Below are 23,706 nucleotides of genomic sequence, written 5' to 3' on the forward strand. Positions count from 1 at the left end.
CTTATGCGCATACCTATTTTATCCATGTTTATGACTTCACCCTTTGAGGGACTTCAGGAACATGCGGAGAGGGTCAGAGACGGGGCCGCAATGTTCCGTATTGCGGTAAAGTGTTACTTAAGCGCTGAGTGCGAGTCCTTTGAACGGGCCAGGCAAGAGGTGTCGGATCTGGAACATCAGGCCGATGCAGTGAAGAGACGTATCAGGGGGCATCTCCCCAAAGGGACCCTGCTGCCTGTGGATAAATTCCAGATTTTCGACTACCTGAAGGAACAGGACAAGGTAATCGATTGTTTTGAACATGCGCTGGACTGGCTGGCGTTCAGACCCGCCGACAAGATTCCGGAATATTTCCAGGGGGGGATACTTTTTCTGGTAGATTCTGTTCTTGACCCGGTCGATAGGCTTAATGAGATGCTTACAGACGCGCGGCGGTACTTTCGGACTTTTTCCGAAGAAGACCGGAACGTTGTAAAGGAACACATCCGGGAATTGCGAAAAAAAGAAGGGCAGGCCGACATACTCGAAGCCACGCTCAAACACGACCTCTTTGCCAAGGAGACGGACGCTGTAACCATCTTTCATCTGATCCGGTTGGTGGAGACGCTCGGCGAGATCGCGGATCATGTGGAAAATGCCGGGGATAGGATGCGGGCCATGATTGCCAGGTAAGAAGGTTTAGATAAATGACAAATGACAAGGCTCAAATGCTAAATTAAGCTCAAAATCCAAACGACAAAAGGGAAATATGTTTTGACATCCAGGCATTTGGAATTTCAATTGACATTTGGATTTCTGAAATGGAGTAAATAGATATGATGATTATGGGACATCGAGGGGCCAAGGCTTTAGAACCTGAGAATACCCTGCTTTCTATAAGGCGGGCCATGGAGATCGGGGTTGATGCCGTGGAAATCGACGTCCATCTGACCAAAGACAAGGAGGTTGTCGTTATCCATGACTCAACGGTGGACCGCACTACAAATGGAAAGGGCCCGGTAGGGAGTTATACGCTGGAGGAGATAAAAAAGCTGGATGCCGGTAAGGGCGAGAAGATACCGACGCTCAAGGAAGTAATCGAGTTTGTCAAAGACAAGGTAAGGCTGATCATTGAGCTGAAAGAGGAGGGGACAGAAGATAAGGTTGTTGAACTCATAAAGGGATATAATATGTTCGACAGTGCTTATATTATTTCCTTCTGGCACATGCTGGTAAAGAAAATAAAGGAGATGGATAGCCGTATCAAGACTGGCGTGCTCCTGGTCGGCTGCCCGGTGGACACCTGTATAGCCAGAAGCGCTTCAGCGGACGCACTGGTCATGAACTACGCCTTTGTAAGCAAAGGGCTTGTCGATAAGGCGCACCAGGAGGGTCTAAAGGTCTTTATATGGAACATCGATGATCGTGATATGCTGAAACCGTATGTTGACATGGGGGTTGACGGCATCGGCAGCAACGACCCGCGCATACTGGTAGAATATTTTGTAACAATTTAGCGCTTTTAAAAATGCGCTAAATCTCATTGCAAAATGGAAAATGCAACATGGAAAATGTAAAATTTCGGACAAAAACCATCAACATTTTGAATTTTGCACTTTGAATCTTGCATGTTGAATTGAAGTTTAGCCAGTTTTTCAAAAGGCTAAACTGATACCAATATTTCAAATCAGTATAGCCCAGGCCCGGAGGACCTGCTATTTTTTCTGCCCGCCTTCCCTACGAAAAAGAAAATTTTCACTTTGATTGACAAGCGCATGGTCATATGTTAAAAATTTTTCATAACATAATTATCTCTCCGAATTAACTCCCCAAAGGTCAAGACAAAGCCGTCTAGCCGACACACAATGAAGTTGAGGGGGACACAAAAAGAAAGCGTTTTTGTGTTACGTGGGTTTCTCTCGCATGTGTGTTGACAAGAAGGAATCATCTGCTAATCCCCGAAGGTAAAGACAAAGCCGTCTGATCCAATACACAAAGAAGTCGAGGGGAGACACGAAAAGGGAGTATTCCTTTTTTGTGTCACTGTAATTCGTTTCGACCATATCTTGTGTTACGGAAAGGCGGTATCTTGCGTTGACGCCCCCCTGTAAAATCATAGGTTTTTGCTGCGAGCATGCGCTCAACAAGGAGAAGGAGTTGACCGGCAAGGATTGGCTGCAAAGTCAATCGACCGTCAAGGTGTCCGTATTGCCGTGCAGCAGCAAGGCCGATATGCTTGCCCTCATAAAGGCCTTTGAGTCCGGCGCAGATGGTGTCTTTGTCCTGGGGTGCAGGGAGGACGACTGTTCGCTCGTGGACGGGTGCCGCAGGGCCGGGAAATTGGTTAACTATACGAAAAGATTGTTGGATGAGATTGGTATCGGCGGTGAAAGGCTGGAAATATTTCACCTCGAAACACCGGGCTGCGAGTGTATGGAACAGGCAGTTGGAACGATGGTTAGCAGGATAGAAGCCCTGGAAGTAAAAGGCGAATAAAGGGGTCGAAGTTGCCTAAGAAGTACAGTATACCGACAAAGACATCACCCCCACGATTTACTCCTATCGGGAAGTCCACTATTTTAGACTGGGAGGGCGGCTGCCTCCGATGTTTTAAGTGCGTCAAACGCCAGTGCATCTATGACGTATATAATGAGCGTACATTTGATGTGCGACAGATGACAGATACCATCGATTCGCTGTGTAAGAATTGTTTGCGGTGCGTGCAATCATGCCCGGGACAAGTCATCACCAAAGTCGCCAATGCAGAATATAAACGCCTGGGAAACAGTTACTGGACGCCGGATATCATACGCAGACAGTGGTTTCAGGCGGAAACCGGGAGAATACCGGTATCCGGGGCGGGGTATGGAGGGCCCTTTTCGGGGCCGGGGTTTGATGATATGTGGACGGATATGTCAGAGATTGTCCGTCCCACCCGCGACGGTATCCATGGACGTGAGTACATCAATACGGTCGTTGACCTGGGAAGATCACTTCGTTATCTCCGGTTTGACGCGGCGGGGCATGTGGTTGGAGATGCGCCCAAAAAGATCGAGATCCCTATCCCCATCATACTCAAGGACCTGCCCCTGGGGAGTCTGAGTGAAAGCGTCTTTCTGGCTATGGCCGAAGCGGCACAGGCTATGGATACATTCATGATAGCGCCGGTTAAGGAATGGAAACCTTACCTCGAACCTTATAAAGCGCACCTTATTCCCTTGTTGACGGAGGCGGAGATTGACACGCACGGGGAACTCATCCGGGGCGTGCGGATTATTGAAATCCAGCTTTCAGACGAAACAGCGGCGCGGCTTTCCCGGATTAGAGCTGCTTATCCGGACGTGCTCATTATGGTGAGGGTACGGCTCGGTGAGCGCAGCGGGGAAGAGGTATTGGCGCTTACCCGGGCTGGTGCGGATATTTTGCATCTTTGCGCAGACAGGGATGGTAACGTGGAGTCCGGAAATGGGCCCCGATTTGTCAAGGACGTGGTCCGTTCCGTACACATGAGACTGGTTGAGGCGGGCTGCCGGAACGAGATTACCCTTTTTGCGAGCGGCGGGATTGCCATGGCTGAGCACGTAGCCAAGAGTATTATCGTCGGGGCGGATGCCGTGGCCTTAGATATTCCCCTTTTGCTGGCCCTTGAGTGCCGCCTCTGTTTTCGCTGTGAAGCGGGACTGTCATGCCCGGTCGAGGTGGAGAATATTCATCCGGAATGGGGTAAGAGCCGCATTCTTAATCTTATCGCGGCGTGGCGGAACCAGTTGATCGAGGTGCTCGGCGCCATGGGGATCCGTGAGATACGACGCCTGCGGGGAGAGGTCGGCCGGGCTATGTTTTTTGATGATCTCGAGAGGGAGACCTTCGGGAGACTTTTTGGCAAGAGAAAGAAAAGAGAGAGTGTAGGCAATTGAGTTCCATTCGAAATATGAACGCAGCCTTGCAATCAGAAACCGGACCGGAGGGGACTGCTCATAGTGGCAGGCCGGAAGTAAGGGTTACGCCGTCACGCTTCCGAAATGCCATCGGTAAGTACATAGTCCGCCGGAGTAAGGAGTGTATCGCGTGCGGCAAGTGTGCCGATATTTGCCCGTACGGCGTACATGAATTCGCCGGCAAGACGATGGCGCGTCCTAAAGATTATCGCTGTATCGGGGCTGCCTGTGAGAATAATGATTTTTACTGTGTCCGTCAGTGTCCGCAGAACGCCCTTTCCGTCCGGTTGAACCCGATACTGGAGGTACTCGGCGACAAAAGGTGGACGCCCGAACTTCTCATCAGCACCTGGTATATGGCGGAGACCGGCGAGGTCCCTCCGGGGGATATCGAGTATAAAATAGGAGATTCCGGGGGCGGTTTTGACCGTATTGAGTTCTGCTTTCCTCCCGGAAGGGAACCGGATGCGGTCCCGGATGACGAGGTTTCCCTGCGTATCCCTTTAAATAGACGCAACGACGGTCGTCCGGAGGTAGAGATTGATATGCCGGTGTACGGAGGCGGCATGTCGTATGGGTCGATCAGTCTGTCCGTCATGATCGCGCGGGCCAGGGCGTACCAGGCCTGGAACTCCTTTACCTGCACGGGCGAGGGGGGGTATCCGGAGGAGCTTTACCCCTACGATGACCACGTGATTACCCAGGTGGCCACCGGTCTGTTTGGCGTGCGGGAAGACACCATCCAGCGGGTGCGCATCGTAGAGTTCAAATACGCCCAGGGGGCAAAGCCGGGGTTGGGGGGCCACCTCCTGGGTGACAAAGTGACGCCTGCCGTGGCCAAGATGCGTGAGGCGGTGCCGGGGAACGCCCTGTTTTCACCCTTCCCATTTCACAGTGTCTATTCCGTGGAAGATCACAAAAAACACGTGGACTGGATTAAACATATCAACCCCAGGGCGTTGGTATCTGTAAAGGTGTCCACTCCTACCGACGTGGACATGGTCGCTGTGGGCAGTTACCATGCCGGCGCCAATATCATTCATCTGGACGGAAGTTATGGGGGGACAGGCGCTGCTCCGGACATTGCTAAGAAGAATATCGCGATGCCGATCGAATACGCGATCGTGAAAGTGCACAACTTCCTCAAGGAGGAAGGGATTCGGGATGAGATGACCTTGATTGTGAGCGGAGGCATTCGTACCGCGTACGATGTGGCGAAGGCCATTGCACTCGGCGCGGATGGCGTGGTGGTGGGGACCTCCGAGCTGGTGGCGGTGGAATGTATTCGCTGTGCGGCCTGCGAAAGCGGCCGGGGCTGTGCCAGAGGAATCGCTACTACCGATCCCGAGCTTTCCAAATTGATCGATGAAGACTGGGCCACTCAGAGGCTGATAAACCTCTTTGCCGCCTGGAGACGCCAGTTGATAGAGATCCTTAGAAAACTGGGGATGCGGGACATTCGGGAACTGGTGGGAAGAACCGATTGTTTGAAACACTTCGACTATGAATAAGGGTAACACGTTAGGTGTCTTAAACAGCCCTACATTCAGAAAAGGCTATTAATTTGGAACTCAGAAAATCAGGAAACGATAGACCCTCTTTATTTGGGTTCGCACTTCCCTGAGTTCCTGATTTCCAGATTTGTTATGGTTCTTTGCACTTTTTAGTATGCGTTTTCAAAACGCTAAATTGTTACGAATAAGACAGGCTGTTGGTTGCCTTTATGAATAAATTATTCAGCGACGCCATAATTCAATCGAGAAGAAGCCTTTATCCGACGCCTCCGGAAATACGCTACAAGGCTGATGAGGAAGGCGGATGCGGTGTCACCGGATTTGCCTGTAGCATACCGGTAGGCGGGAAACACATCCTGGAGCCGTCCCGTCTTATGCACAATCGGGGAAACGGCAAGGGAGGCGGTATCGCCGCCGTGGGTCTTGTTCCCGGGGATATAGGGATTTCGCGGGAGATTCTAGATAATAATTACCTCCTTCAGGTTGCCCTTCTCGATCCGGAGGTTCGGCGGACGGTGGAGGATAAGTGTATTACTCCCTTTATGAACGTGGATTTTTCTCGGCGCGTTTCTACAGTTGACGACTACCGCGAGATTGGGAGCCTGGAGATAAGGCCGCCGGATGTATGGCGCTATTTTGTACGCGTGAAGCCTGAGGTCCTTAAGTCGTTCATAGAAAAAAACGGGTTCGAAAACATGGACCCGATGCGGGCGGAAGACGAGTTTATCTATCAGAATTCAATCCGCCTCAACCGGACTTTCTACGAGACTCAAGGGGTGAAGCACGCCTTTGTGCTCTCGCACGGCCGGGATATGATGGTGCTTAAGGTAGTTGGCTATGCCGAAGATGTGGCTCGTTACTATCGGTTGGAGGACTTCAAAGCCCATGCCTGGATCGCCCATCAGCGTTACCCCACCAAGGGGCGAGTCTGGCATCCAGCGGGCGCGCATCCCTTTGTGGGCCTCGACGAGGCGCTCGTGCATAACGGCGACTTCGCTAATTACTATTCGGTTACGGAATACCTGAGGCAATGGAATCTCTATCCACACTTCCAGACGGATACGGAAGTTTCGGCGCTCATCTTTGATCTCATGAACCGGGTGCACGGGTATCCTCTCGAATATATTATTGAGGCCTTGGCGCCCACCTCTGAGATGGATTTCGATCGGCTTCCGCCGGAGAAGCAGGAGATCTACCGCCTTATTCAAACCACCCATATCCACGGTTCCCCTGACGGCCCGTGGTTTTTCATCATTGCGCGGAACGATTTTTACCGGAAACAGTTTCAATTGATAGGCATCACGGACACAGCCATGCTGCGGCCCCAGGTCTTTGCCTTTCACGACGGTGACGTGCAGGTAGGGCTTATTTGCTCGGAGAAACAGGCCATTGACGCCACGTTGGCGGGGCTGGCGGCCGAGGATAGCCGTATCTCCAGTGTGGCTGATAAATACTGGAATGCCCGGGGGGGGAGCCACACGGACGGCGGGGCCTTTATCTTTACGCTGGCCGATGATCCGGATAATCAGGGAAGGAAGAGAATCGTCTGCACGGACAAGTTCGGACACCGGATCAGGCTGCCGGAGAGCCGGAAACATTGCGATTTGAGCCTTGCCATTGAGGCCCCGGAAGATGCGGAGTCCCTCGCCGCTGCTATTTCCGGGTGCCTGGAAAGGAAAAAGACAAACCTTCTTTGCGAAAAACTCAGGGGAGTCCTTCTCCGTGGAGAGTTTGCCCCATTCCGCTGGTGCTGTGAAGTTATAAGCGAACAGGCATCCCGGAGTGACGGGCATCGGGAGACGGCTATCGAGGCGCTTACGCTCCTGAATGACCTTCGTTATCCTACCGGGTCTCTGAAACGGAGTTCTGTGCTCCGTATTGTGCGAGAGACTCTGGAGACGATCCTGGAGGGCATTGCGCCGATTGGAAGTAATTCACATAGTGTTTACCGTTTGATAAAGGCGGAGACCAGGAATCTTCTTCGTCCGCCAAAGGACGGAGAGAAGGCGCTGGTCCTGAACGCGAGGGATTTCCCGCCCGAAGGAGACAGTTGCGATGCCCGTCTCGTTTGCAGCGCCTATACTTTAGGGTGGCGCCGCTTCATCTGTTATGGGTACCGGGGACAGCGTTTCCTGGGAAGTGGATTGGGGCCGGACACACAGGATGTTCGAATCGATGTCTACGGGAGTTCCGGTGATTACCTGGCCTCGGGAATCGACGGCATGAGCATCTACGTCCACGGGAATGCCCAGGACCAGATCGGTCAGATACTCAAAACCGGGAAGCTGGTGGTGTATGGCGATGTGGGCCAGACCTTCATGTACGGGGCCAAAGGGGGAGAGGTCTATATAATGGGCAATGCCGCCGGCCGGCCGCTCATCAATGGCGTGGGGCGTCCGCGGGTGGTAATTAATGGCACGGCCCTGGACTACCTCGCGGAGTCTTTCATGGCCGGTGATCCTCACAAAGGCGGTGGTTTTGTCATTGTTAACGGCGTGGGGTTCGATGATGACGGCGCGATCCGTGCCCAGGCCACACCATACCCCGGCTCAAATATCTTTTCCCTGGCCTCCGGGGGGGCGATTTACGTCCGGGACCCCCACAGACTGCTCGTTGATGAGCAATTGAACGGCGGGATCTTCACGGATATGACAAGAGAAGACTGGCGGCTTATCCTGCCTTATCTGGAAGAGAATGAACGGCTTTTTGGAATCTCCATTGAGCGGGACCTCCTGACGGTGGATGGAGAGAGAAAGTCTCCCGAGGAGGTCTACCGGAAGATCGGGGCGGTGAGACTTAAGACCCTGGTGGCAACCACAGCAAAGGAAAAGGACCAGTAGTCAAACATGACGGCCTCGTAAAAAGTCCATTTGCTGCAAAATAGCGATCAGCCATCAGCTATCAGCGGTCAGTTTAAGGCGCTATTCCACTTTCTGAAAGCTGAGAGCTGAGTGCTGACAGCTCTTCTTATTTGCGCGCCTTGCAACTGAAGCTTTTTACTGTGCCGTCCAAACTTTGACTTTTTACGAGATTATCAAACATGTCTGATCAAGGGAAAAAAGAGCCTGTGGGCGCAGTGATGGTGGTAGGCGGCGGTATCGCAGGGATACAGGCGGCCCTGGACCTCGCGAACTCGGGATACTATGTGTATCTGGTGGAGAGGTCTCCGGCCATAGGGGGGACGATGCCCCAATTGGATAAGACCTTCCCCACGAACGACTGCTCAATGTGCATCCTGAGCCCGAAGCTCGTAGAATGTGGACAACACCTTAATATACGGCTGATTACCTGCGCGGAGGTTGACGGTATCCACGGCGAAGAAGGAAACCTGAAGGTTAGGGTAATAAAGCGTCCGCGGTATGTTGATGAAGATAAATGTGTGGGTTGCGGTGTTTGCGCGTCAAAGTGCCCCAAAGAGGTAAAAAACGAATTCAATTCCGGCCTGGATAAACGTAAGGCCATCTACGTGCCATATCCCCAGGCCGTACCCATGAAGTACACCATCGACCGCCAGAACTGCATATATTTCAGGAGCCTTGAGGCCGGCAAACAAGACCGGTGTATGGCCTGCCTGAAATACTGTGAGAATAAGGCCATAGATTTTGATCAGAAAGAAGAGGTGCTGGAGCTCGCAGTAGGCTCGGTTATCCTGTCGCCGGGATTTGAACCGTTTGATCCCGGTGAGTTTGACACCTACGGTTACGGCACGCTCCCCAACGTGGTGACGAGCGTTGCCCTGGAACGGATGCTCAGCGCTTCCGGTCCCTTCCGCGGACACCTGGTCCGGCCGTCTGACCAGAGGGAGCCGAAAAGGATCGCCTGGCTCCAGTGCGTGGGTTCCAGGGATATAAACCGCTGCCGGAACGGATATTGCTCGGCCGTGTGCTGTATGTACGCCATTAAAGAAGCGGTTATCGCCAAGGAACACAGCAAGGAGGAACTCGATACCGCCATATTCTATATGGACATGCGCACCTACGGGAAGGAGTTTGAAAAGTATTATCAGAGGGCGGAGCAGGAAAAAGGGGTGCGATTCGTCCGTAGCCGCGTCCATTCCGTCGAACGTGTTCCGGGTACGGATGACTTGAGTATAAGATACGTGACAGAGGCCGGGGAAGTGGTGAGAGAGGTATTTGATATGGTGGTGCTCTCCGTGGGAATGAGGATGGCGGAAAGCACCGTGAACCTGGCCAAAAGACTCGACGTTCGCCTGGACGGATATCAGTTTGCAGATACCTCCAGTTTCGCCCCGGCCCGGACATCCCGTTCCGGCGTGTACGTCTGTGGGGCCTTTCGTGAACCCAAGGACATCCCCGGCTCCGTAATGGAAGCCAGCGCGGCTGCCTGTGCCGCTTCACAGGCGCTGGCGGGCGTTCGACATACCAAGACGCTTTCCAGGATACTGCCGCATGAAACACACGTACTAAGGCAGGAACCAAGGGTCGGAGTATTTGTCTGTAATTGCGGGATCAACATCGGAGGAATTGCCGACGTGCCGGCCATAACCGCCTATGCCGCTACCCTCCCGCGGGTGGTACACGCGGAAGAGAACCTCTTTACTTGCTCCCAGGATACGCAGGAACGCATACGGGGGATCATTCGCGAAAAGGGAATAAACCGGGTAGTGGTGGCATCGTGCTCGCCCAGGACCCATGAACCTCTCTTCCGGTCTACCATCCGGGAGGCGGGGCTCAATCCTTTCCTGATTGAAATGGCAAATATCCGGGATCAGAATACCTGGGTGCATCAGAGCCAGCCGGAAGAGGCGACCGCAAAGGCCAAAGACCTTGTGCGCATGGCGGTAGCCAAGGTAGCGCTGGCGAAACCTCTTTACCCCAAACATGTTCCGGTGACCAAGTCCGCCCTTGTGATCGGAGGAGGCGTGGCCGGGATGGTGAGCGCGCTGAGCCTTGCGGAGCAGGGGGTTTCTGCCTGTCTGGTGGAAAAAAGTGAGAGCCTCGGCGGGCAGGCCCGTAATCTTTCGAGGACCTGGAAGGGCGAATCGGTAGAGGCGTACCTGGCGGGGCTGATCAATGCCGTTACCCGGCATCCAAAGGTTGAGGTCTTCCTCAATACCGAGGTGCGTTCTACCTCAGGGACGGCGGGCAACTTCACTACCACACTGGTGAGCAAGCGTCCGGAACTGCATTCCTCGAAGCTGACCCATGGAGTGGCCGTCCTGGCCACCGGCGGACGACCGTTCTCTACCTCTGAATACCTTTATGGACAGAACCCGGATGTCCTTTGCTGGTTCGATCTGGACCACATGATGGCAGCAGCCCCGGAGCGGGTGAAAAATGCGCAGACGGCAGTCTTCATCCAGTGCGTCGGATCAAGGGACTCTGAGAGACCATATTGCAGCAAGATATGTTGTACGCACGCCGTAACCAGCGCCCTGCAGTTAAAAGAGATGAACCCGGAGATGGATGTTTTCATTCTCTATCGGGATATAAGGACCTACGGCGCCCGGGAGGATATATACCGTGAAGCGCGGCGGAAAGGGGTGCTGTTCGTCCGCTACGGCCTTGAGAATAAGCCGCTGGTTGAGGAAGTCGATGGCGAACTCAGGGTTACGGTGACTGACCATGTACTGGGGAGGCCGCTGGTCATCAGGCCTGATTTCATCACCCTGATGACCGCCATCATTCCGTCCGGCCACAAAGAACTGGCGAAAGCCTTCAAGGTCCCTACGAACGCGGAGGGATTCTTCTTCGAAGCGCACATGAAGCTGCGCCCGGTGGACTTTGTCACTGAAGGCCTGTTCGTCTGCGGACTGGCACACTACCCTAAACCCATAGATGAAACCATTGCTCAGGCCCAGGCTGTAGCCGCTAGGGCCATGACTATTTTGTCCAAAGATGAGACCATTGCGGGCGGGATGGTGGCCGAGGTGGACCAGGAGAACTGCGCGGCCTGCCTGACCTGTGTCCGTACCTGTCCTTACCACGTTCCGTTTATTAACCGCCACGGAGTGTCCGAGATCGATGCTGCGAAATGCCAGGGATGTGGATGTTGCGCATCTGAATGCCCTGCGGGCGCGATAACGCTGCACCACTTTACGGATGAGGAGATTGCGGCGAAGGTGGGGGCCCTGTTTAAATAATAAGGGTGGGGAAAAAGGACTAAATAATGAGAGCGCACAGCCATGTCTGAGAACTTTGAACCACGCATTGTAGCCTTTTGTTGCCAGTATTGTTCGTATTCGGCGGCAGATCTGGCAGGCTCTATGAGGCTTTCCTATCCACCCAATGTAAAGGTGGTGCTCGTCCCGTGTACAGGCCGTGTCGATCCGCTCCATATCCTGAGAACGATTGAGAATGGTGCGGATGGCGTCTGCGTGGCTGGTTGCCTGGAAGGAGACTGTCATTTTCTGGAGGGGAATTTCAAGGCCAAGAAGCGGGTGGCCTACGTGCAGAGAATTCTGAGCGAGGCCGGCGTAGAGGGCGCGCGGGTGAGGATGTTCAATATCGCGGCCTCGGATGGGCCGGGTTTTGCTGAGGCCGCCAGGATAATGACCGAGACGATCAGGGCGTTGGGTCCAAACCCCCTGTCGATAAAGACCGAGAAGATGTCTGAGGAGTTATAGGTGTCATAATGATTATCGCAGAACGGAAGCCGATTAAAGAATTGCTTGAAATGCTTGCCGGGCACGACCGGGTTCTCCTCGTGGGATGTAAGGGGTGCGTGACCGTGTGTAATGCGGGCGGGGTAAGAGAGGTCGGTGTACTGGCCTCAGCCCTCCGTATCGCCCGGAGGCGGCAGGGGAGACCGATCGAGATTGATGAAATGACGCTGGACCGGCAGTGTGAGCCGGAGTTTATCTCCTGGCTGGAGGAACCCTTGCGGGAAAATGGCTATACAGCGGTTATGTCTGCGGCCTGCAGTGTAGGACCGCAATACATAGCGGAACGGTTTGACAATGTGGCCGTTATGCCGGCATTGAACACCAAGTTCATCGGGGGAACGCTTGAGCACGGGGTCTGGGCCGAGTTTTGCCGGGCGTGTGGTAATTGCGGGATACACAATTTTGGAGGCCTATGCCCTATTACCCGGTGTTCCAAGGGACTCTTACATGGTCCGTGCGCGGGATCGTCGGGGGGTAAATGTGAGGTGCGCCCGGAAGTAGATTGCATATGGCATCTCATTTATACGCGCATGAAGAATCTCGGCCAGGTCGATAAACTCAAGGCCCTGAAACCGGCCAAGAACTGGTCCGGCTACTGGAGCGGTGGCGTGCGCAGGGTTGTGCGGGAGGACTTAACTCTATGAAGGCAGGAAGCAACCTCGAAAGGCTCTTGAAAAGCGGTCAATTTACGATCACTGCCGAATTTGTCCCGCCCGCGACGGGAGACCGGGGGTTAATTGAACGGCAGGCCCGTTACTTTAAAGGTCATGTGGATGCCGTAAGCGTGGCGGACAATATGGGCGCCGTGGTAGGTACGGCGAGCTGTGCGGTATCCAAGGCGCTCCTGGACCTGGGTCTGGAACCGATCATGTCTTTGGTCACACGTGACCGGAACCGCATCGCCCTGCAAAGTGACCTCTTGGGGGCCTCGCTCCTGGGCATTCGAAATGTCTTCTGTACCACCGGCGACCATCAGAAATTTGGAGATCACCCTGAGGCCCTGAACGTCTATGATATCGACTCCGTGCAACTCGTGAATGCGGTGAGAGGACTGTCCGACAGCGGGAAACTGCTGGGAGGGGCGGTGTGTGATAAGGCGGGGTCATTCTTCGTAGGCGCGGCAGCCAACCCGTTCGGTGATCCGGCCGATCTTATGATCCTCCGCCTGGGTCAAAAAGTGAGGGCTGGAGCGGATTTTATTCAGTCCCAACCTGTTTTTGATCTGGAGAAGTTCGGGCATTGGGTGCAACTGGCGAGAGAAGAAGGCCTTATTGAAAAGTGCTTCATCCTGGCTACGGTAATGCCGCTTCGGTCGGCGCGTGAAGCGCGGGCAATCAATGAGAGAAGACGGGGTATCGAGGTCTCTAAAGAAATTATTGCCCGGCTGGAAGGCGTGCCGGAGCCGGAGCAGGCGCGGGAAGGGCTTAGAATCTGTGCCGAGCAGATTCAGGCCCTCAAAGAGATGAAAGGTGTTCAGGGTGTTCATATCATGAGTGCGGGGCGGGAAGAGGTGATCCCTGAACTAATTAAGGAAAGCGGCCTGGAGACGGCACGAGCAAGGGACTAGCCGTACCGGGAACATTTAGCCGGCGGGAGGATTTTTACCGGATGTCTCAACCAATTGTCATAGGAAAACGTAAATCCAGATTCAAGGAACTGGCGCAGGCCGCGATCCCTGGAGGGGGCAACCTGGATCTCTGCCTCACTTGCAGTTCTTGTGTCAATGGGTGCCCGGCCTCAGGCATCAGCGATATGGACCCCAGGAAGTTCCTGAGGATGGTGCTCCTCGGACTGGACGAAGAGGTTCTCCAGACTCCCTGGATCTGGTGGTGTTCTATGTGCCAGAGGTGCAGGCGTGCCTGTCCCATGGGCGTGGATATTGGAGCGTTGGTGTTCATGGCCCGTCAGCAATGGTCGCGGGAAAATACACCAAAAGGGATTCAGAAGTCATGTGACTTGCACCTCGAGTTTGGTAACAGCACGGGAATTCGCAGGGAAGATTGGGTTTCACTTTGTGCGGAGCTGGCTGAGGAGACCAGACAGCAGGAAGAGGACTGGAAGGATTTGCCGGCTCCCATGGATAAAAAAGGGGCTGGGTATTATCTCAACCAGAACGCCAAAGAACCCACTGTCGAACCTGAGGAGATGATACCCTTGTGGAAGATACTCCATGAGGTGGGCATTGATTGGACGTATTCATCCGAACAATGGGATGCCGTGAATTACTGTATGTTTTCCGGGGATGACCGGGACTGGGAGGCGGTAGTCAGAAGACAGTCCGAAATAGTGAACGACCTGGGCTGTAAGACGCTTATAAATACCGAGTGAGGCCACGCATTTTACGCGGTCCAGGCTGGACTGCAGAGATTCAATATCCCTCATAACTGGAAGTTTGAGAGTATAATCACCCTGTACGCCGCATGGATCCGTGATGGCAGTCTCGTGGTAGATCCGTCATGGAATAAAGAAGGCATTAAAGTGACCTGCCAGGACCCCTGTAACCTGGTACGAAAGGGTCTGGGTGACAGCGTGGCGGATGACCTGCGTTTTGTCATCAAACATGTGGCAGGCGAAGAGAATTTTGTGGATATGTGGCCGAACAAATCCAATAATTACTGCTGCGGCGGCGGCGGCGGTTATCTCCAGTCAGGATTTGTCGAGAAACGCCGGGCCTTTGGAAGAATTAAATTTGACCAGATACAGGCCACCGGCGCTGATATCGTGGTGACGCCCTGTCATAATTGCCGCTCGCAGATAACGGATATAGGCCAGGTGTACGGCGGCAAGTATCAGACTGTACATCTGTGGAGCCTGATCGTTAAGGCGATGGTCCGCAAGTCCACGGCAACACCCGGCTAAACCTTACTTAGCTCCCATCCAAAAACCATGCCCATCCCATTGTAGGAGCACCTTCCAGGTGCGAACAAATGCCCGTCGCAGCAGGATGCTGCTCCTACGGCGGCAGGCAGGCCTAATACGGCAAGGGGGATTTTGGGATTTCCGGATGAAAACCGCTTAATTTTCACTTTCCAAAATCTCTTTGTTCATGTCATAATCAACGGCGATGTCTTAAAGTTAATCTGAATAAGGGTCGAAAAGACTTAGGAGATCGTCTTTTGATGCACAAGGAGGCGCCTTTATGGCCAAGAAAAGCAGTGAAATCAAAAACGTGTGGATGGTTACACGTGAATACGATGGACTGGCGGGCGCCGGGGGGGTAAAGGACGTATGCAAGCAACTCTCCCATGCCCTGGCCCGTGCCGGGATTAAGATTACGGTGGTCATGCCGCTTTACGGGATGATGAATAAGGAGAGATTAAATCTGAAGCCGACCTCTTATTCCTTCAACGTAAGAATGGATTATACCGGTGAAGAGCGGCAGGAAGAGGTGTGTATCTGGAACCTGACGCAGGGCAAGGTCCGGATTTTATTTGTGGATAGCGCCCGTTTCAGCGAAAAGAAAAGCGTTTATACTTATACTGCCGAGGAAGAGGCGCAGGATCCCAGCCACAAACAGGGCGCAGGCCATTATGACTATTTTGCCATGAATGTCTTGCTGCAAAAAGCAGCCCTCGAACTGATGATCTATATGGATGAAAGGCCTGAAATCATCCACTGTCAGGACGGGCATACGGCTATTATGCCGGCCATAATCCGCGAAGTCGATGGATACCGGGCCTATTTTGCAGGGACGGGCGCCCTGGTTACGGTGCATAATGCGGGGGTCGGTTATCACCAAGAGGTGGGCGACCTGTCTTTTGCCAGGGCTATTACCGGGTTGCCGGGATATGTCATTGAACATTCCTTGCTTCATAATGCCTTTGATCCTTTTATTGCGGCAGCGCGCTATGCAGTTATAAATACGGTGAGCGAAAACTATGCGCGGGAGCTTCAGGAAACGGAGGCAGATCGTCTTACCGGCTGGCTGGGCCATAGCTTGAAGTCCAGAGGAATAGTCCTTGAGGGTGTAACGAATGGCATTGACCCGGAGGATTTTGATCCGGAAAAACCGGAGAAGCTGGGTATTCCGGCGGCCTTCAGCCCATTAAAGGACGATTTTCAGGGCAAAGAAATCTGCAAGAAGACCCTTATCGAGGATATAAACAGGCGTAAGTTTGAGAAAGTAAACGCCATCGGCCGGATTGATTATGCGGCAGGCAAACCCCTTTTGACTATGGTGGGCCGGCTGACAGAACAAAAAGGCGTGGACATCCTGGTTCGGGCCTTACAGATGCTGATGCCAAAAGACAAAGAGTTTCAGGCGCTGATCCTGGGTAGCGGCTCCAGGCATATAGAGAACTCTCTGGCCACCTTGGCCGGCCTGTCGGAGAATAGGGGGCGTATGGCGGTTCTCTTTGGTTATGATCCGGTATTGGCCAACCAGATTTATGCGGCAGGGGACTTTTTTGTCATCCCTTCACAATATGAACCCTGTGGACTTACCGATTTTATGGCCCAGTTAATGGGTAACGTCCCCATTGTCCATCTGACCGGCGGTCTGGTTAAGGTTATCGACGGGCAGACCGGCTTTGGTTATTCAGATCATAACCCGGAAGCCCTGGTTCAAACTATCAGAAAGGCCCTGGCTATTTATCGGGACACCCCGGCAGTTTTACGGCAAATACAGCGTAAGGCCGTGGAAACTATAGATAGCCATTATACCTGGGACAGAGTACTGGGTCGCTATAAAAGTCTTTATAAAAAAGCACAGAATATGAGTAAATTAATTGGATAACTTTAAGTAAAATATTAATAGATATTGGGCGTTCAAGGTTCGATTTGTTCGAGTCGTTCGAACATGTCGGACCTTTCAAACGTTTTTTGACCCCCGACCCTCGACTTCTTAAGGACTGCTTTTTATAATATCTTTTATAGCCTGCATGCCCTGTTGGACTTCCTTACTGTCCGGGTTAATATCCAGGGCCTTTTGATATGTATCCAGGGACTTTTCCATCCAGTTTCCTTCCCGATAACTTTCGGCAGCCAGGCAGTAACCTCTTTCCTTCTGACCGGAAAACATCTCCTCAAAAAGCCGGGGTATGGAATTTATCCCCCAGATCCGGTCAAATTCGGGCTCATTTTCTATTAATAGACGAAGCACAAGGTGGTTATCCGGGTATTTCAGCAAGACTTTATGCAATTGTCCGGCTGCCCTTAAAAAGAGGCGATTCAGATGGCCCATCGCCAAATTGACCTCTGCGGTTGTTTTTTCAAAAAGTTCCAAATAATCATCCATGCCTTGATTTTCTGTAAATTTCTTATGTTGATAGATCATTTTTTCATAAGCCGGTTTATAATGTTGCAATAAGTAAATATTTTCTTTGAGCTTCATGCCCTCGTGGAAGATAGAGCCAACGAGCCAATCCAGAAGGGCGCACTCGACGTCCATTTGCTCCTCATCGCCCCACACCGCATGACAGAGGTCTTTGAACTGCCACAGGGGCCCCTTCCGCACCTCGGTGCCGATCCAGTAGTCCATATTTTTAAAGGACATCTCTGCGCTCTCATTATATGTCTTGTATAGTTGTTCAAAAAAATTTAAGGTTTTTAGAAAGTCACGTATGGCATTTCGGACAAAGATGTCTTTATGTTCTTCAAACCAGTTATTGCGGGCCGACTTCTTATTGGTCACTCCCTGAGTCCTCCTTCTCTGACCGCCAGGCTAAGATATTGATCATTTTCTTTCAACATAATACGTTTTTGTACTAATTCATTAAAAAACTTTTGTAAAGACTCCAGCGAGCAGCCAGGAAATCCCTCTTTTATATCCTTGAGTGATTTTATGGTCGTACAGTAGAGATATACATTGCGGGAGGGACCGTGGAGTCTATGGATTTGAACACTACCATCTGATCTTATCTGTCGTATGCTGAGAAACCTGCCCCCATCCCGGTAAGAGAGAAGGGGTTGCGACGGATATTGGTTTCGCAGAAGAAAATAGTCTTTCCGCCACATTTCCACCTTTTTTGCTACCGGTCTCCATAAGGTATATTGTCGGGATCTATCGCCCCGATGAGCCTGCTGTATTAGTATTAGTCGTGCAAAGAGTTCCTTTGACAAAAACGATTTATACAGGTGGTGATTGCCTGTCCGTTTAACCCCGAATTCTTTGGCAGTACAAAAGACCGGACTGCCGTAGCCCAACCAGAAAGACGCCATTTTTAATGGATAAAAAGGCCATACGAAATCGAGGGCGTCCAGTGTTTCTTTCACTTCAGCCGGTGAGCTGCCAGGAAACATGGTGATCAGGTTGCCGGATTGAATAATGCCCAGCTCTTCGCAGTGCCTCATGGTCTCTATATTCTGGAGGGCTGTGGTTCCTTTGCCCATTCGTTTTAGCAGAGAAGAACTTAAGGCCTCGATGCCGATCTGGACCGTTTTCAGCCCGCCTTCGCGCATTAAGGCCAGGGCTTGGGCGGATTGTCCGGCGCGCAGCTCGGCGAAGATGCCAAGGTCTTTTTCCAATGTGGTGAGGGCGGTAAAAAGCTCCGGCCCCTGATGAGGCGGCAGCGCATTGTCGGTGAAGGCCAGATCAATGGACGGATAGCGATCGGTCAGGTCCTTGATCTCCCCTACCATCTGAGGTACAGATTTCTTTCTATAGCTGTGCCATTGGAGGTTAAGGTTACAAAAGCGGCATTTCCGCCACCAGCAGCCGCGTGAAAACTCTACCGGCAGGACCGGCAGGAATGGAATCCGGGGGGATATATCCTGTAGGAGGTTAAAATAATCCCCATAATCCGGCGGCGGAAGTGAGCTTAAGGCGTTGATCTCATCATAACTCCCCCCTGATACCATGCCCTGGCTGTTACGGTAAAAGACCCCGGGTCCTGGTTTATCGACCTCCCCCTTAAGAAGACGTACAATGGATAAGAGGGGTTTTTCGCCTTCACCGGAGACGACAAAATCTATCTCCGGCAAGCTGGAGAGAATGGCCCGTCCCATCTCGCCCGAACAGCTTGAACCGCCGGCTACAATGGTTATCTCTGGAAATCTCGCCTTCAGGGTACGTATGGCGTAGAGTGAAGATGTAAGCTGATTAAGGCAGATAGAGAAGCCTATTAGGTTGAACTGCCTCCAATCCCTCGACCGTATAAAAGCTTCATGGTGATCGCTGAGTTTAGACTTAAGAGCGGAGAGATCAAAATGAAGTTTATATTTTTTAGACCTTTTTTGTTTGTTTATTAAGGAATGAATCGATGTATTTTTTTCCGGAAAGAGGAGTGAGGCATAGATAGCCTCGGTAATCCAGCTATGTTTTGAAATCTCGTGGTAGAGTTCAAAACCGATCTGGGCGGCGACTTCCAGATAAATCGGGTAAGTGGAGATATCGAGGGCATCATCCTGCGATGCAAGGTAGGATTTAAGCGCACCGAGTTGTATGGAGGGCCGGTTAAATAGCGGCCAGGGCATGGAAATTAGGGCTATCCGGAACATTTCCTGTCAGCATGAACATGCATAGCGAGCGCATTCCCCGTTGCTTGCCATCCAGGTCCGACACTGGCGGGCAGCGGGGTTAGCGAGCGAATACGATGCATTTTACCTTGCATACGGAGATTCCCCGCAGCTTGCTGCGGGGGGGCTTCAACATGGCTTAACGATAATGAGACCTTCCGGGCGGGGGCCTTTTTGTCCGGCTGTTTATAATGCATCCTGTAATCTTCAATGGCCAGCATGAGGCCAAAGGCGATGGCTAAGACCAGAAATATCTTGATGATCCGTGGCCAGGATGGCCTTGTCTTTTCGATCCAGACAAGGAGTCTAACCAGAAGCCGGGTAAAAATCGCAGCCAGGCCTGAAGACCAGAAAATCTTTATTCCGGTTTCGCACATAGAGCGGCCAACGTCTCCGGGGTAATAACGCAGGGCGATGAAAAACCAGCCTAAGGCGCAAACGGCCACAATGATCTTATCCCGTGTAGTCCAGATAGGGTTAAGAGACTCAGATTTTGTTGCCACTATCCCGTCCTTCAAAACCTAACCACAGAGAACACAGAGTTTTTGAAATTTAAAATTTTTTCTCCGTGTTTTCCGTGGTAAAATTTTTCCTTTTTTCTCTTATTGATCCCTGTAATATTATTGTCATTCCGGGCTTGACCCGGAATCCAGTCTTTTTTCTCTGGATTCCCGCTTTCGAGGGAATGACGATAAACGGACATTTATTATGCAGCATTCAATAATTGCTATCTTTTTTTTGATTTCTTGATAAATATTTAGTTTTCTCCGTGCACTCTGTGGTTATTTTTATAAAACTTTTGTATTTTTATAAAGAGAACAACAGGAGGGCTGCCAGAGAGAAGAGTACGCCCAGGGCCTGTTTCAGGGTTAAGGTCTCTTTTAGAAATATGGCGCTCAGTAAGAGGGTAATCAGGGGATAAAGGGCGGTCATAGTGACCACCACCGATGCCTTGCCTTTAGCCAGCGCCAGCAGAAAAAAGACCGTACCCAGGGCAGCGGCCAGTCCGGCCAGTATGCTAAAGATGATCCCCCGGGTATTTATCTCAGGGCGGAAGTCTATAGATATGAGAACGGAGAAGATTACTATAAGGGTCCCAATGGCCTGGTAAATAAACACGCTCCTGGGAGGCAGGTAATTTGTGGCCAGTTTTGGGAAAAAGCCCCATATACCCCATAGGATTAAGCAAGCGATAGATGGCGAGAACCAGTTATGCATATATAGTCGATAGTGAATAGTCGATGGTTGATAGCTGAAGGCTGAAAGCTCAAGGCTGAAAGCCTTAAAACCAGAGAAACCAAAGAAAACAGAGAAACTACGGACAACGGACCACGGACAATACATACTTACCGGTAAAAAGACTTTGTTACGAAATCGTCAAGGTTGAGCCTTTAGCCTTGAGCCTTGAGCTTTCAGCCTTCAGCTTTTAGCTTTTAGCCTCTGGCTCCCCTCACGACACCCTCGTGCCTGCCTCTATCTCACCGTCAACGGTCAGTACCCGGAGTCCGGAGGCATCCTTGGCAGCCAGTACCATGCCTTCCGACTGGACACCCATCAGCATGGCCGGCTTTAGATTAGCCACGATAATAACCTTCTTGCCAATGACCTCTTCCGGTTTATAGAATTCGGCGATACCGGCTACGACTGTACGCTCCCGGTCCGCTAACACCTTTAGTTTTAAAAGTTTTTTGGACTTCGGAACCGGCTCGGCGGAGATTACTTCCGCCACCCGAAGGTCAGCTTTTTGGAAATCCGGAAAATCTATCATGGCCGTCTCGTTATTCACTTTAAGATCCCCTTTGGCTGTGTCTTCCGCTATCTTCTTTGTGGTCTCGAGGCGCGGGAAAAGAGGGTCTCCCTTTTTCAGGGTCCGGCCGGGAGAAAATAAACCCCAGGTCATGCTGTCTGCATAGGCCGGATGCTCCGTTTCCTGATAGCCCAGGGCCGTCCTCATCTTACCCGCCGTCTCCGGGAGAAACGGTGAAAGCTGGATAGCAATCACACGGAGCGTTTCCGTAAGGTTATAAAGCACGGTGTGCAGCCGCCCTCTATCTTTTTCATCTTTAGCCAATTCCCAGGGGGCGGTCCGGACAATATATTTGTTGGCGTGATTAATTACTTCCCATATCTCCGCCAGGGCCTTATGAAAGGCGAACTCTTTTATGTGCCGGCCATAGTGTCCGGAGGCCTCGAGAGTCCGTTGTTTCAGTATTTCGTCTATCTCTTCGTTGAGTCCCGGTTGCGGAATAACGCCGTTACAGTATTTCTCAAGCATGGTCAGTGCCCGGCTGAAGAGGTTGCCCAGGTCATTGGCCAGGTCGGAGTTTCGGCGGGCGATGAGGGCCTCTTCACTGAAGGTGGCGTCGAGTCCGAAGACCATTTCCCGCAGGAGAAAGTAGCGCACCGTATCCACGCCGTAGGTCTCTGATAAATCAAGGGGCCGTATCACGTTCCCCAGGCTCTTGGACATCTTACTTTCATTTATGTTCCAGTACCCGTGGACATGAAGGCGCTGATAAGGCTGAATCCCGGCGGATTTAAGCATGGTCGGCCAGTAGATGGCATGGGGTTTGAGTATGTCTTTGGCTATGATGTGTTCTGCCGCGGGCCAGAACTTCTGAAAATTAGCGCTGTCCGGGTAGCCGAGGCCGGAGATATAGTTTATGAGGGCATCAAACCAGACATAAGTGACAAACTGGTCATCAAAGGGCAGGGGGATTCCCCATTCCAGGCGTGAGCGCGGCCTGGAGATACAGAGGTCTTCCAGAGGCTCACTTAAAAATGACAGCGCTTCATTCCGATAGCGCTCCGGCGTGATAAACTCAGGGTGGTTTTTTATATGATCGATCAGCCAGTCCTGATACCGGCTCATACGGAAGAAGTAGTTCTTTTCCTTGACAAATACCGGCGTCACCTGGTGATCCGGACATTTACCGTCTATCAGCTCCCGTTCCAGATAGAAGCGCTCACACCCCGTACAATAAAGGCCGCCGTACTCGCCAAAATAGATATCACCTTTCTCATATACCTTATTCAGGATATGCTGAACCGCCCGTATATGGGCCGGGTCTGTGGTACGAATGAACCGGTCGGTGGCGACATTTAATCTGGGCCAGGTAGAACGGAAGATGCCGCTTATGTGGTCGGCATATTCCTTTGGAGACATCTTACGCCCGGCAGCGGCCTCGGCCACCTTATCTCCATGTTCATCCGTGCCCGTAAGGAAAAAGGTCTCGTCTCCGGCCAGACGGTGAAAACGTGTGGCCGCGTCAGCAACCAGAGTGGTATAGGTATGTCCTATGTGCGGCTCGGCATTCACGTAATAGATGGGCGTGGTTATATAAAAGGTCATGATGCAGGCACCTCATCCTGGGCCTTGCGTCCTTTTTCCGCCCCGGTTTCTATATCCGCAGGCGAGACTTCCATCTCGCTGCCGTCGGCCAGGGAGACAACTATAGTACTGCGGAGGGTGTTGTGCCTTATGACCCTTCCCTCACCTTGTTGCGTCTGAACTTTTCTGCCTATTTTAGGCAGGCCTTTCTTAAGTTCAGCATAGGTCTTACATTCATAAGCCAGGCAGCAGAGGAGGCGGCCACAGGCCCCGGATATCTTGGCGGGATTCAGGGGCAGGTCCTGTTCCTTGGCCATACGGATGGAGATGGGCTCAAATTCGGACAGAAAAGATGCGCAGCATAACGGAAGACCACAGTGGCCCATACCGCCCAGGAATTTGGCCTCATTTCGCACGCCGATCTGCCTCATTTCTATGCGTGTATGATATTTTTGTACCATGGTTTTCACTAATTCCCGGAAGTCAACCCGTCCTTCGGAGGTAAAATAAAAAATTATCTTGCTGCCGTCAAAGAATCTCTCCGTGACTATCAGCTTCATAGGGAGATTCGTCTTCCGGATTTGTTCCAGACAGAAGTCCCGGGTCTCTTTTTCTTTCAAAAGATTGTCTTTATGCCGGATGATCTCTTCCTCTGTGGCCAGCCGTTCTACTTTGGGGATTCCCTCCGGCGGGGTCTCCCTTTCTATGCTTAACGGCTGGTCTATAACCATTCCTGGTTCATGACCATGTTCGGTCATAACCATAACCGTATCGCCTTTTTTCAGATCAAAAGTGCCGGCGTCAGCATGTATTCCCCGAGTATTATCTCGGAAACGAACCGGGATCAGCTTCACTGTTTTCTCC

Annotated in this window: 19 protein-coding genes; 13 read left to right on the top strand and 6 right to left on the bottom strand. The window is 52.0% G+C overall.

Going from position 1 to position 23,706, the window contains the following annotated elements:
* Window positions 1–3: 3 nt before the first annotated feature.
* From RDU59_10490 to RDU59_10550, 13 genes are all read left to right on the top strand, one after another.
* Window positions 4–672, top strand: a complete 669-nt coding sequence (locus RDU59_10490; GenBank protein ID MDQ7838901.1) for a TIGR00153 family protein — start codon at window positions 4–6, stop codon at window positions 670–672.
* A gap of 143 nt (window positions 673–815) precedes the next feature.
* Window positions 816–1,496 carry a glycerophosphodiester phosphodiesterase family protein gene (locus RDU59_10495; GenBank protein ID MDQ7838902.1) on the top strand — a complete coding sequence of 227 codons (681 nt, stop codon included), beginning with the start codon at window positions 816–818 and terminating at the stop codon, window positions 1,494–1,496.
* Between the two features lie 577 nt (window positions 1,497–2,073).
* The gene (locus RDU59_10500) at window positions 2,074–2,475 is read left to right on the top strand and encodes a hydrogenase iron-sulfur subunit (protein MDQ7838903.1); all 402 of its coding nucleotides are present in this window, start codon (window positions 2,074–2,076) and stop codon (window positions 2,473–2,475) included.
* Between the two features lie 179 nt (window positions 2,476–2,654).
* A complete protein-coding gene (locus RDU59_10505; GenBank protein MDQ7838904.1) occupies window positions 2,655–3,896 on the top strand; it encodes a glutamate synthase-related protein in 1,242 nt (413 codons plus the stop codon).
* Window positions 3,897–3,910: 14 nt separating this feature from the next.
* Window positions 3,911–5,428, top strand: coding sequence for a glutamate synthase-related protein (locus RDU59_10510; GenBank protein MDQ7838905.1), 1,518 nt, complete (start codon window positions 3,911–3,913; stop codon window positions 5,426–5,428).
* 212 nt (window positions 5,429–5,640) lie between these two features.
* Window positions 5,641–8,271 (top strand): glutamate synthase, encoded by a 2,631-nt coding sequence (locus RDU59_10515; protein ID MDQ7838906.1) that lies wholly within the window; start codon window positions 5,641–5,643, stop codon window positions 8,269–8,271.
* Between the two features lie 200 nt (window positions 8,272–8,471).
* Window positions 8,472–11,534 carry an FAD-dependent oxidoreductase gene (locus RDU59_10520; GenBank protein MDQ7838907.1) on the top strand — a complete coding sequence of 1,021 codons (3,063 nt, stop codon included), beginning with the start codon at window positions 8,472–8,474 and terminating at the stop codon, window positions 11,532–11,534.
* Window positions 11,535–11,576: 42 nt separating this feature from the next.
* The gene (locus RDU59_10525) at window positions 11,577–12,017 is read left to right on the top strand and encodes a hydrogenase iron-sulfur subunit (GenBank protein MDQ7838908.1); all 441 of its coding nucleotides are present in this window, start codon (window positions 11,577–11,579) and stop codon (window positions 12,015–12,017) included.
* 8 nt (window positions 12,018–12,025) lie between these two features.
* Window positions 12,026–12,700, top strand: a complete 675-nt coding sequence (locus RDU59_10530) for a methylenetetrahydrofolate reductase C-terminal domain-containing protein (protein ID MDQ7838909.1) — start codon at window positions 12,026–12,028, stop codon at window positions 12,698–12,700.
* Window positions 12,697–13,623 (top strand): methylenetetrahydrofolate reductase, encoded by a 927-nt coding sequence (locus RDU59_10535; protein MDQ7838910.1) that lies wholly within the window; start codon window positions 12,697–12,699, stop codon window positions 13,621–13,623. The genes RDU59_10530 and RDU59_10535 overlap by 4 nt, the downstream gene beginning before the upstream one ends.
* 41 nt (window positions 13,624–13,664) lie before the next feature.
* Window positions 13,665–14,384, top strand: coding sequence for a 4Fe-4S dicluster domain-containing protein (locus RDU59_10540; GenBank protein MDQ7838911.1), 720 nt, complete (start codon window positions 13,665–13,667; stop codon window positions 14,382–14,384).
* Window positions 14,385–14,498: 114 nt separating this feature from the next.
* Window positions 14,499–14,915: a (Fe-S)-binding protein gene (locus tag RDU59_10545; GenBank protein ID MDQ7838912.1), complete on the top strand. Its 417-nt coding sequence runs from the start codon at window positions 14,499–14,501 to the stop codon at window positions 14,913–14,915.
* Between the two features lie 280 nt (window positions 14,916–15,195).
* The gene (locus tag RDU59_10550) at window positions 15,196–16,791 is read left to right on the top strand and encodes a glycogen/starch synthase (GenBank protein ID MDQ7838913.1); all 1,596 of its coding nucleotides are present in this window, start codon (window positions 15,196–15,198) and stop codon (window positions 16,789–16,791) included.
* A 108-nt stretch (window positions 16,792–16,899) separates the two neighbouring features.
* Here the strand turns inward: RDU59_10550 and RDU59_10555 are convergent, their stop codons facing one another.
* The 6 genes from RDU59_10555 to ricT all read right to left on the bottom strand — a co-directional run bounded on the left by RDU59_10555 (window position 16,900) and on the right by ricT (window position 23,696).
* A complete protein-coding gene (locus RDU59_10555; protein ID MDQ7838914.1) occupies window positions 16,900–17,688 on the bottom strand; it encodes a hypothetical protein in 789 nt (262 codons plus the stop codon).
* Complete coding sequence (locus RDU59_10560; protein MDQ7838915.1) at window positions 17,685–19,469, bottom strand: RiPP maturation radical SAM C-methyltransferase; 1,785 nt, start codon at window positions 19,467–19,469, stop codon at window positions 17,685–17,687. The genes RDU59_10555 and RDU59_10560 overlap by 4 nt, the downstream gene beginning before the upstream one ends.
* 11 nt (window positions 19,470–19,480) lie before the next feature.
* Window positions 19,481–20,014, bottom strand: a complete 534-nt coding sequence (locus tag RDU59_10565; GenBank protein MDQ7838916.1) for a hypothetical protein — start codon at window positions 20,012–20,014, stop codon at window positions 19,481–19,483.
* A 304-nt stretch (window positions 20,015–20,318) separates the two neighbouring features.
* Window positions 20,319–20,855: an EamA family transporter gene (locus RDU59_10570; GenBank protein MDQ7838917.1), complete on the bottom strand. Its 537-nt coding sequence runs from the start codon at window positions 20,853–20,855 to the stop codon at window positions 20,319–20,321.
* Window positions 20,856–20,961: 106 nt separating this feature from the next.
* Complete coding sequence (gene metG / locus RDU59_10575) at window positions 20,962–22,863, bottom strand: methionine--tRNA ligase (protein MDQ7838918.1); 1,902 nt, start codon at window positions 22,861–22,863, stop codon at window positions 20,962–20,964.
* Window positions 22,860–23,696 (bottom strand): regulatory iron-sulfur-containing complex subunit RicT, encoded by an 837-nt coding sequence (ricT, locus tag RDU59_10580; protein ID MDQ7838919.1) that lies wholly within the window; start codon window positions 23,694–23,696, stop codon window positions 22,860–22,862. The genes metG and ricT overlap by 4 nt, the downstream gene beginning before the upstream one ends.
* Between the last annotated feature and the right edge of the window lie 10 nt (window positions 23,697–23,706).

This window comes from Thermodesulfobacteriota bacterium (assembly GCA_031082315.1).
Lineage (GTDB): Bacteria > Desulfobacterota > QYQD01 > QYQD01 > QYQD01 > QYQD01.

What these genes read in the sequence shown, in the direction of transcription:
- RDU59_10505 (MDQ7838904.1), top strand. Translation starts at nt 2,655, where the DNA reads ATGACAGATACCATCGATTCGCTGTGTAAGAATTGTTTGCGGTGCGTG.
- RDU59_10550 (MDQ7838913.1), top strand. Translation starts at nt 15,196, where the DNA reads ATGGCCAAGAAAAGCAGTGAAATCAAAAACGTGTGGATGGTTACACGT.
- RDU59_10535 (MDQ7838910.1), top strand. Translation starts at nt 12,697, where the DNA reads ATGAAGGCAGGAAGCAACCTCGAAAGGCTCTTGAAAAGCGGTCAATTT.
- metG (MDQ7838918.1), bottom strand. Translation starts at nt 22,863, where the DNA reads ATGACCTTTTATATAACCACGCCCATCTATTACGTGAATGCCGAGCCG.
- RDU59_10490 (MDQ7838901.1), top strand. Translation starts at nt 4, where the DNA reads ATGCGCATACCTATTTTATCCATGTTTATGACTTCACCCTTTGAGGGA.
- RDU59_10510 (MDQ7838905.1), top strand. Translation starts at nt 3,911, where the DNA reads ATGAACGCAGCCTTGCAATCAGAAACCGGACCGGAGGGGACTGCTCAT.
- RDU59_10570 (MDQ7838917.1), bottom strand. Translation starts at nt 20,855, where the DNA reads ATGTATTGTCCGTGGTCCGTTGTCCGTAGTTTCTCTGTTTTCTTTGGT.
- RDU59_10525 (MDQ7838908.1), top strand. Translation starts at nt 11,577, where the DNA reads ATGTCTGAGAACTTTGAACCACGCATTGTAGCCTTTTGTTGCCAGTAT.
- RDU59_10530 (MDQ7838909.1), top strand. Translation starts at nt 12,026, where the DNA reads ATGATTATCGCAGAACGGAAGCCGATTAAAGAATTGCTTGAAATGCTT.
- RDU59_10520 (MDQ7838907.1), top strand. Translation starts at nt 8,472, where the DNA reads ATGTCTGATCAAGGGAAAAAAGAGCCTGTGGGCGCAGTGATGGTGGTA.
- RDU59_10515 (MDQ7838906.1), top strand. Translation starts at nt 5,641, where the DNA reads ATGAATAAATTATTCAGCGACGCCATAATTCAATCGAGAAGAAGCCTT.
- RDU59_10495 (MDQ7838902.1), top strand. Translation starts at nt 816, where the DNA reads ATGATGATTATGGGACATCGAGGGGCCAAGGCTTTAGAACCTGAGAAT.
- RDU59_10540 (MDQ7838911.1), top strand. Translation starts at nt 13,665, where the DNA reads ATGTCTCAACCAATTGTCATAGGAAAACGTAAATCCAGATTCAAGGAA.
- RDU59_10560 (MDQ7838915.1), bottom strand. Translation starts at nt 19,469, where the DNA reads ATGCCCTGGCCGCTATTTAACCGGCCCTCCATACAACTCGGTGCGCTT.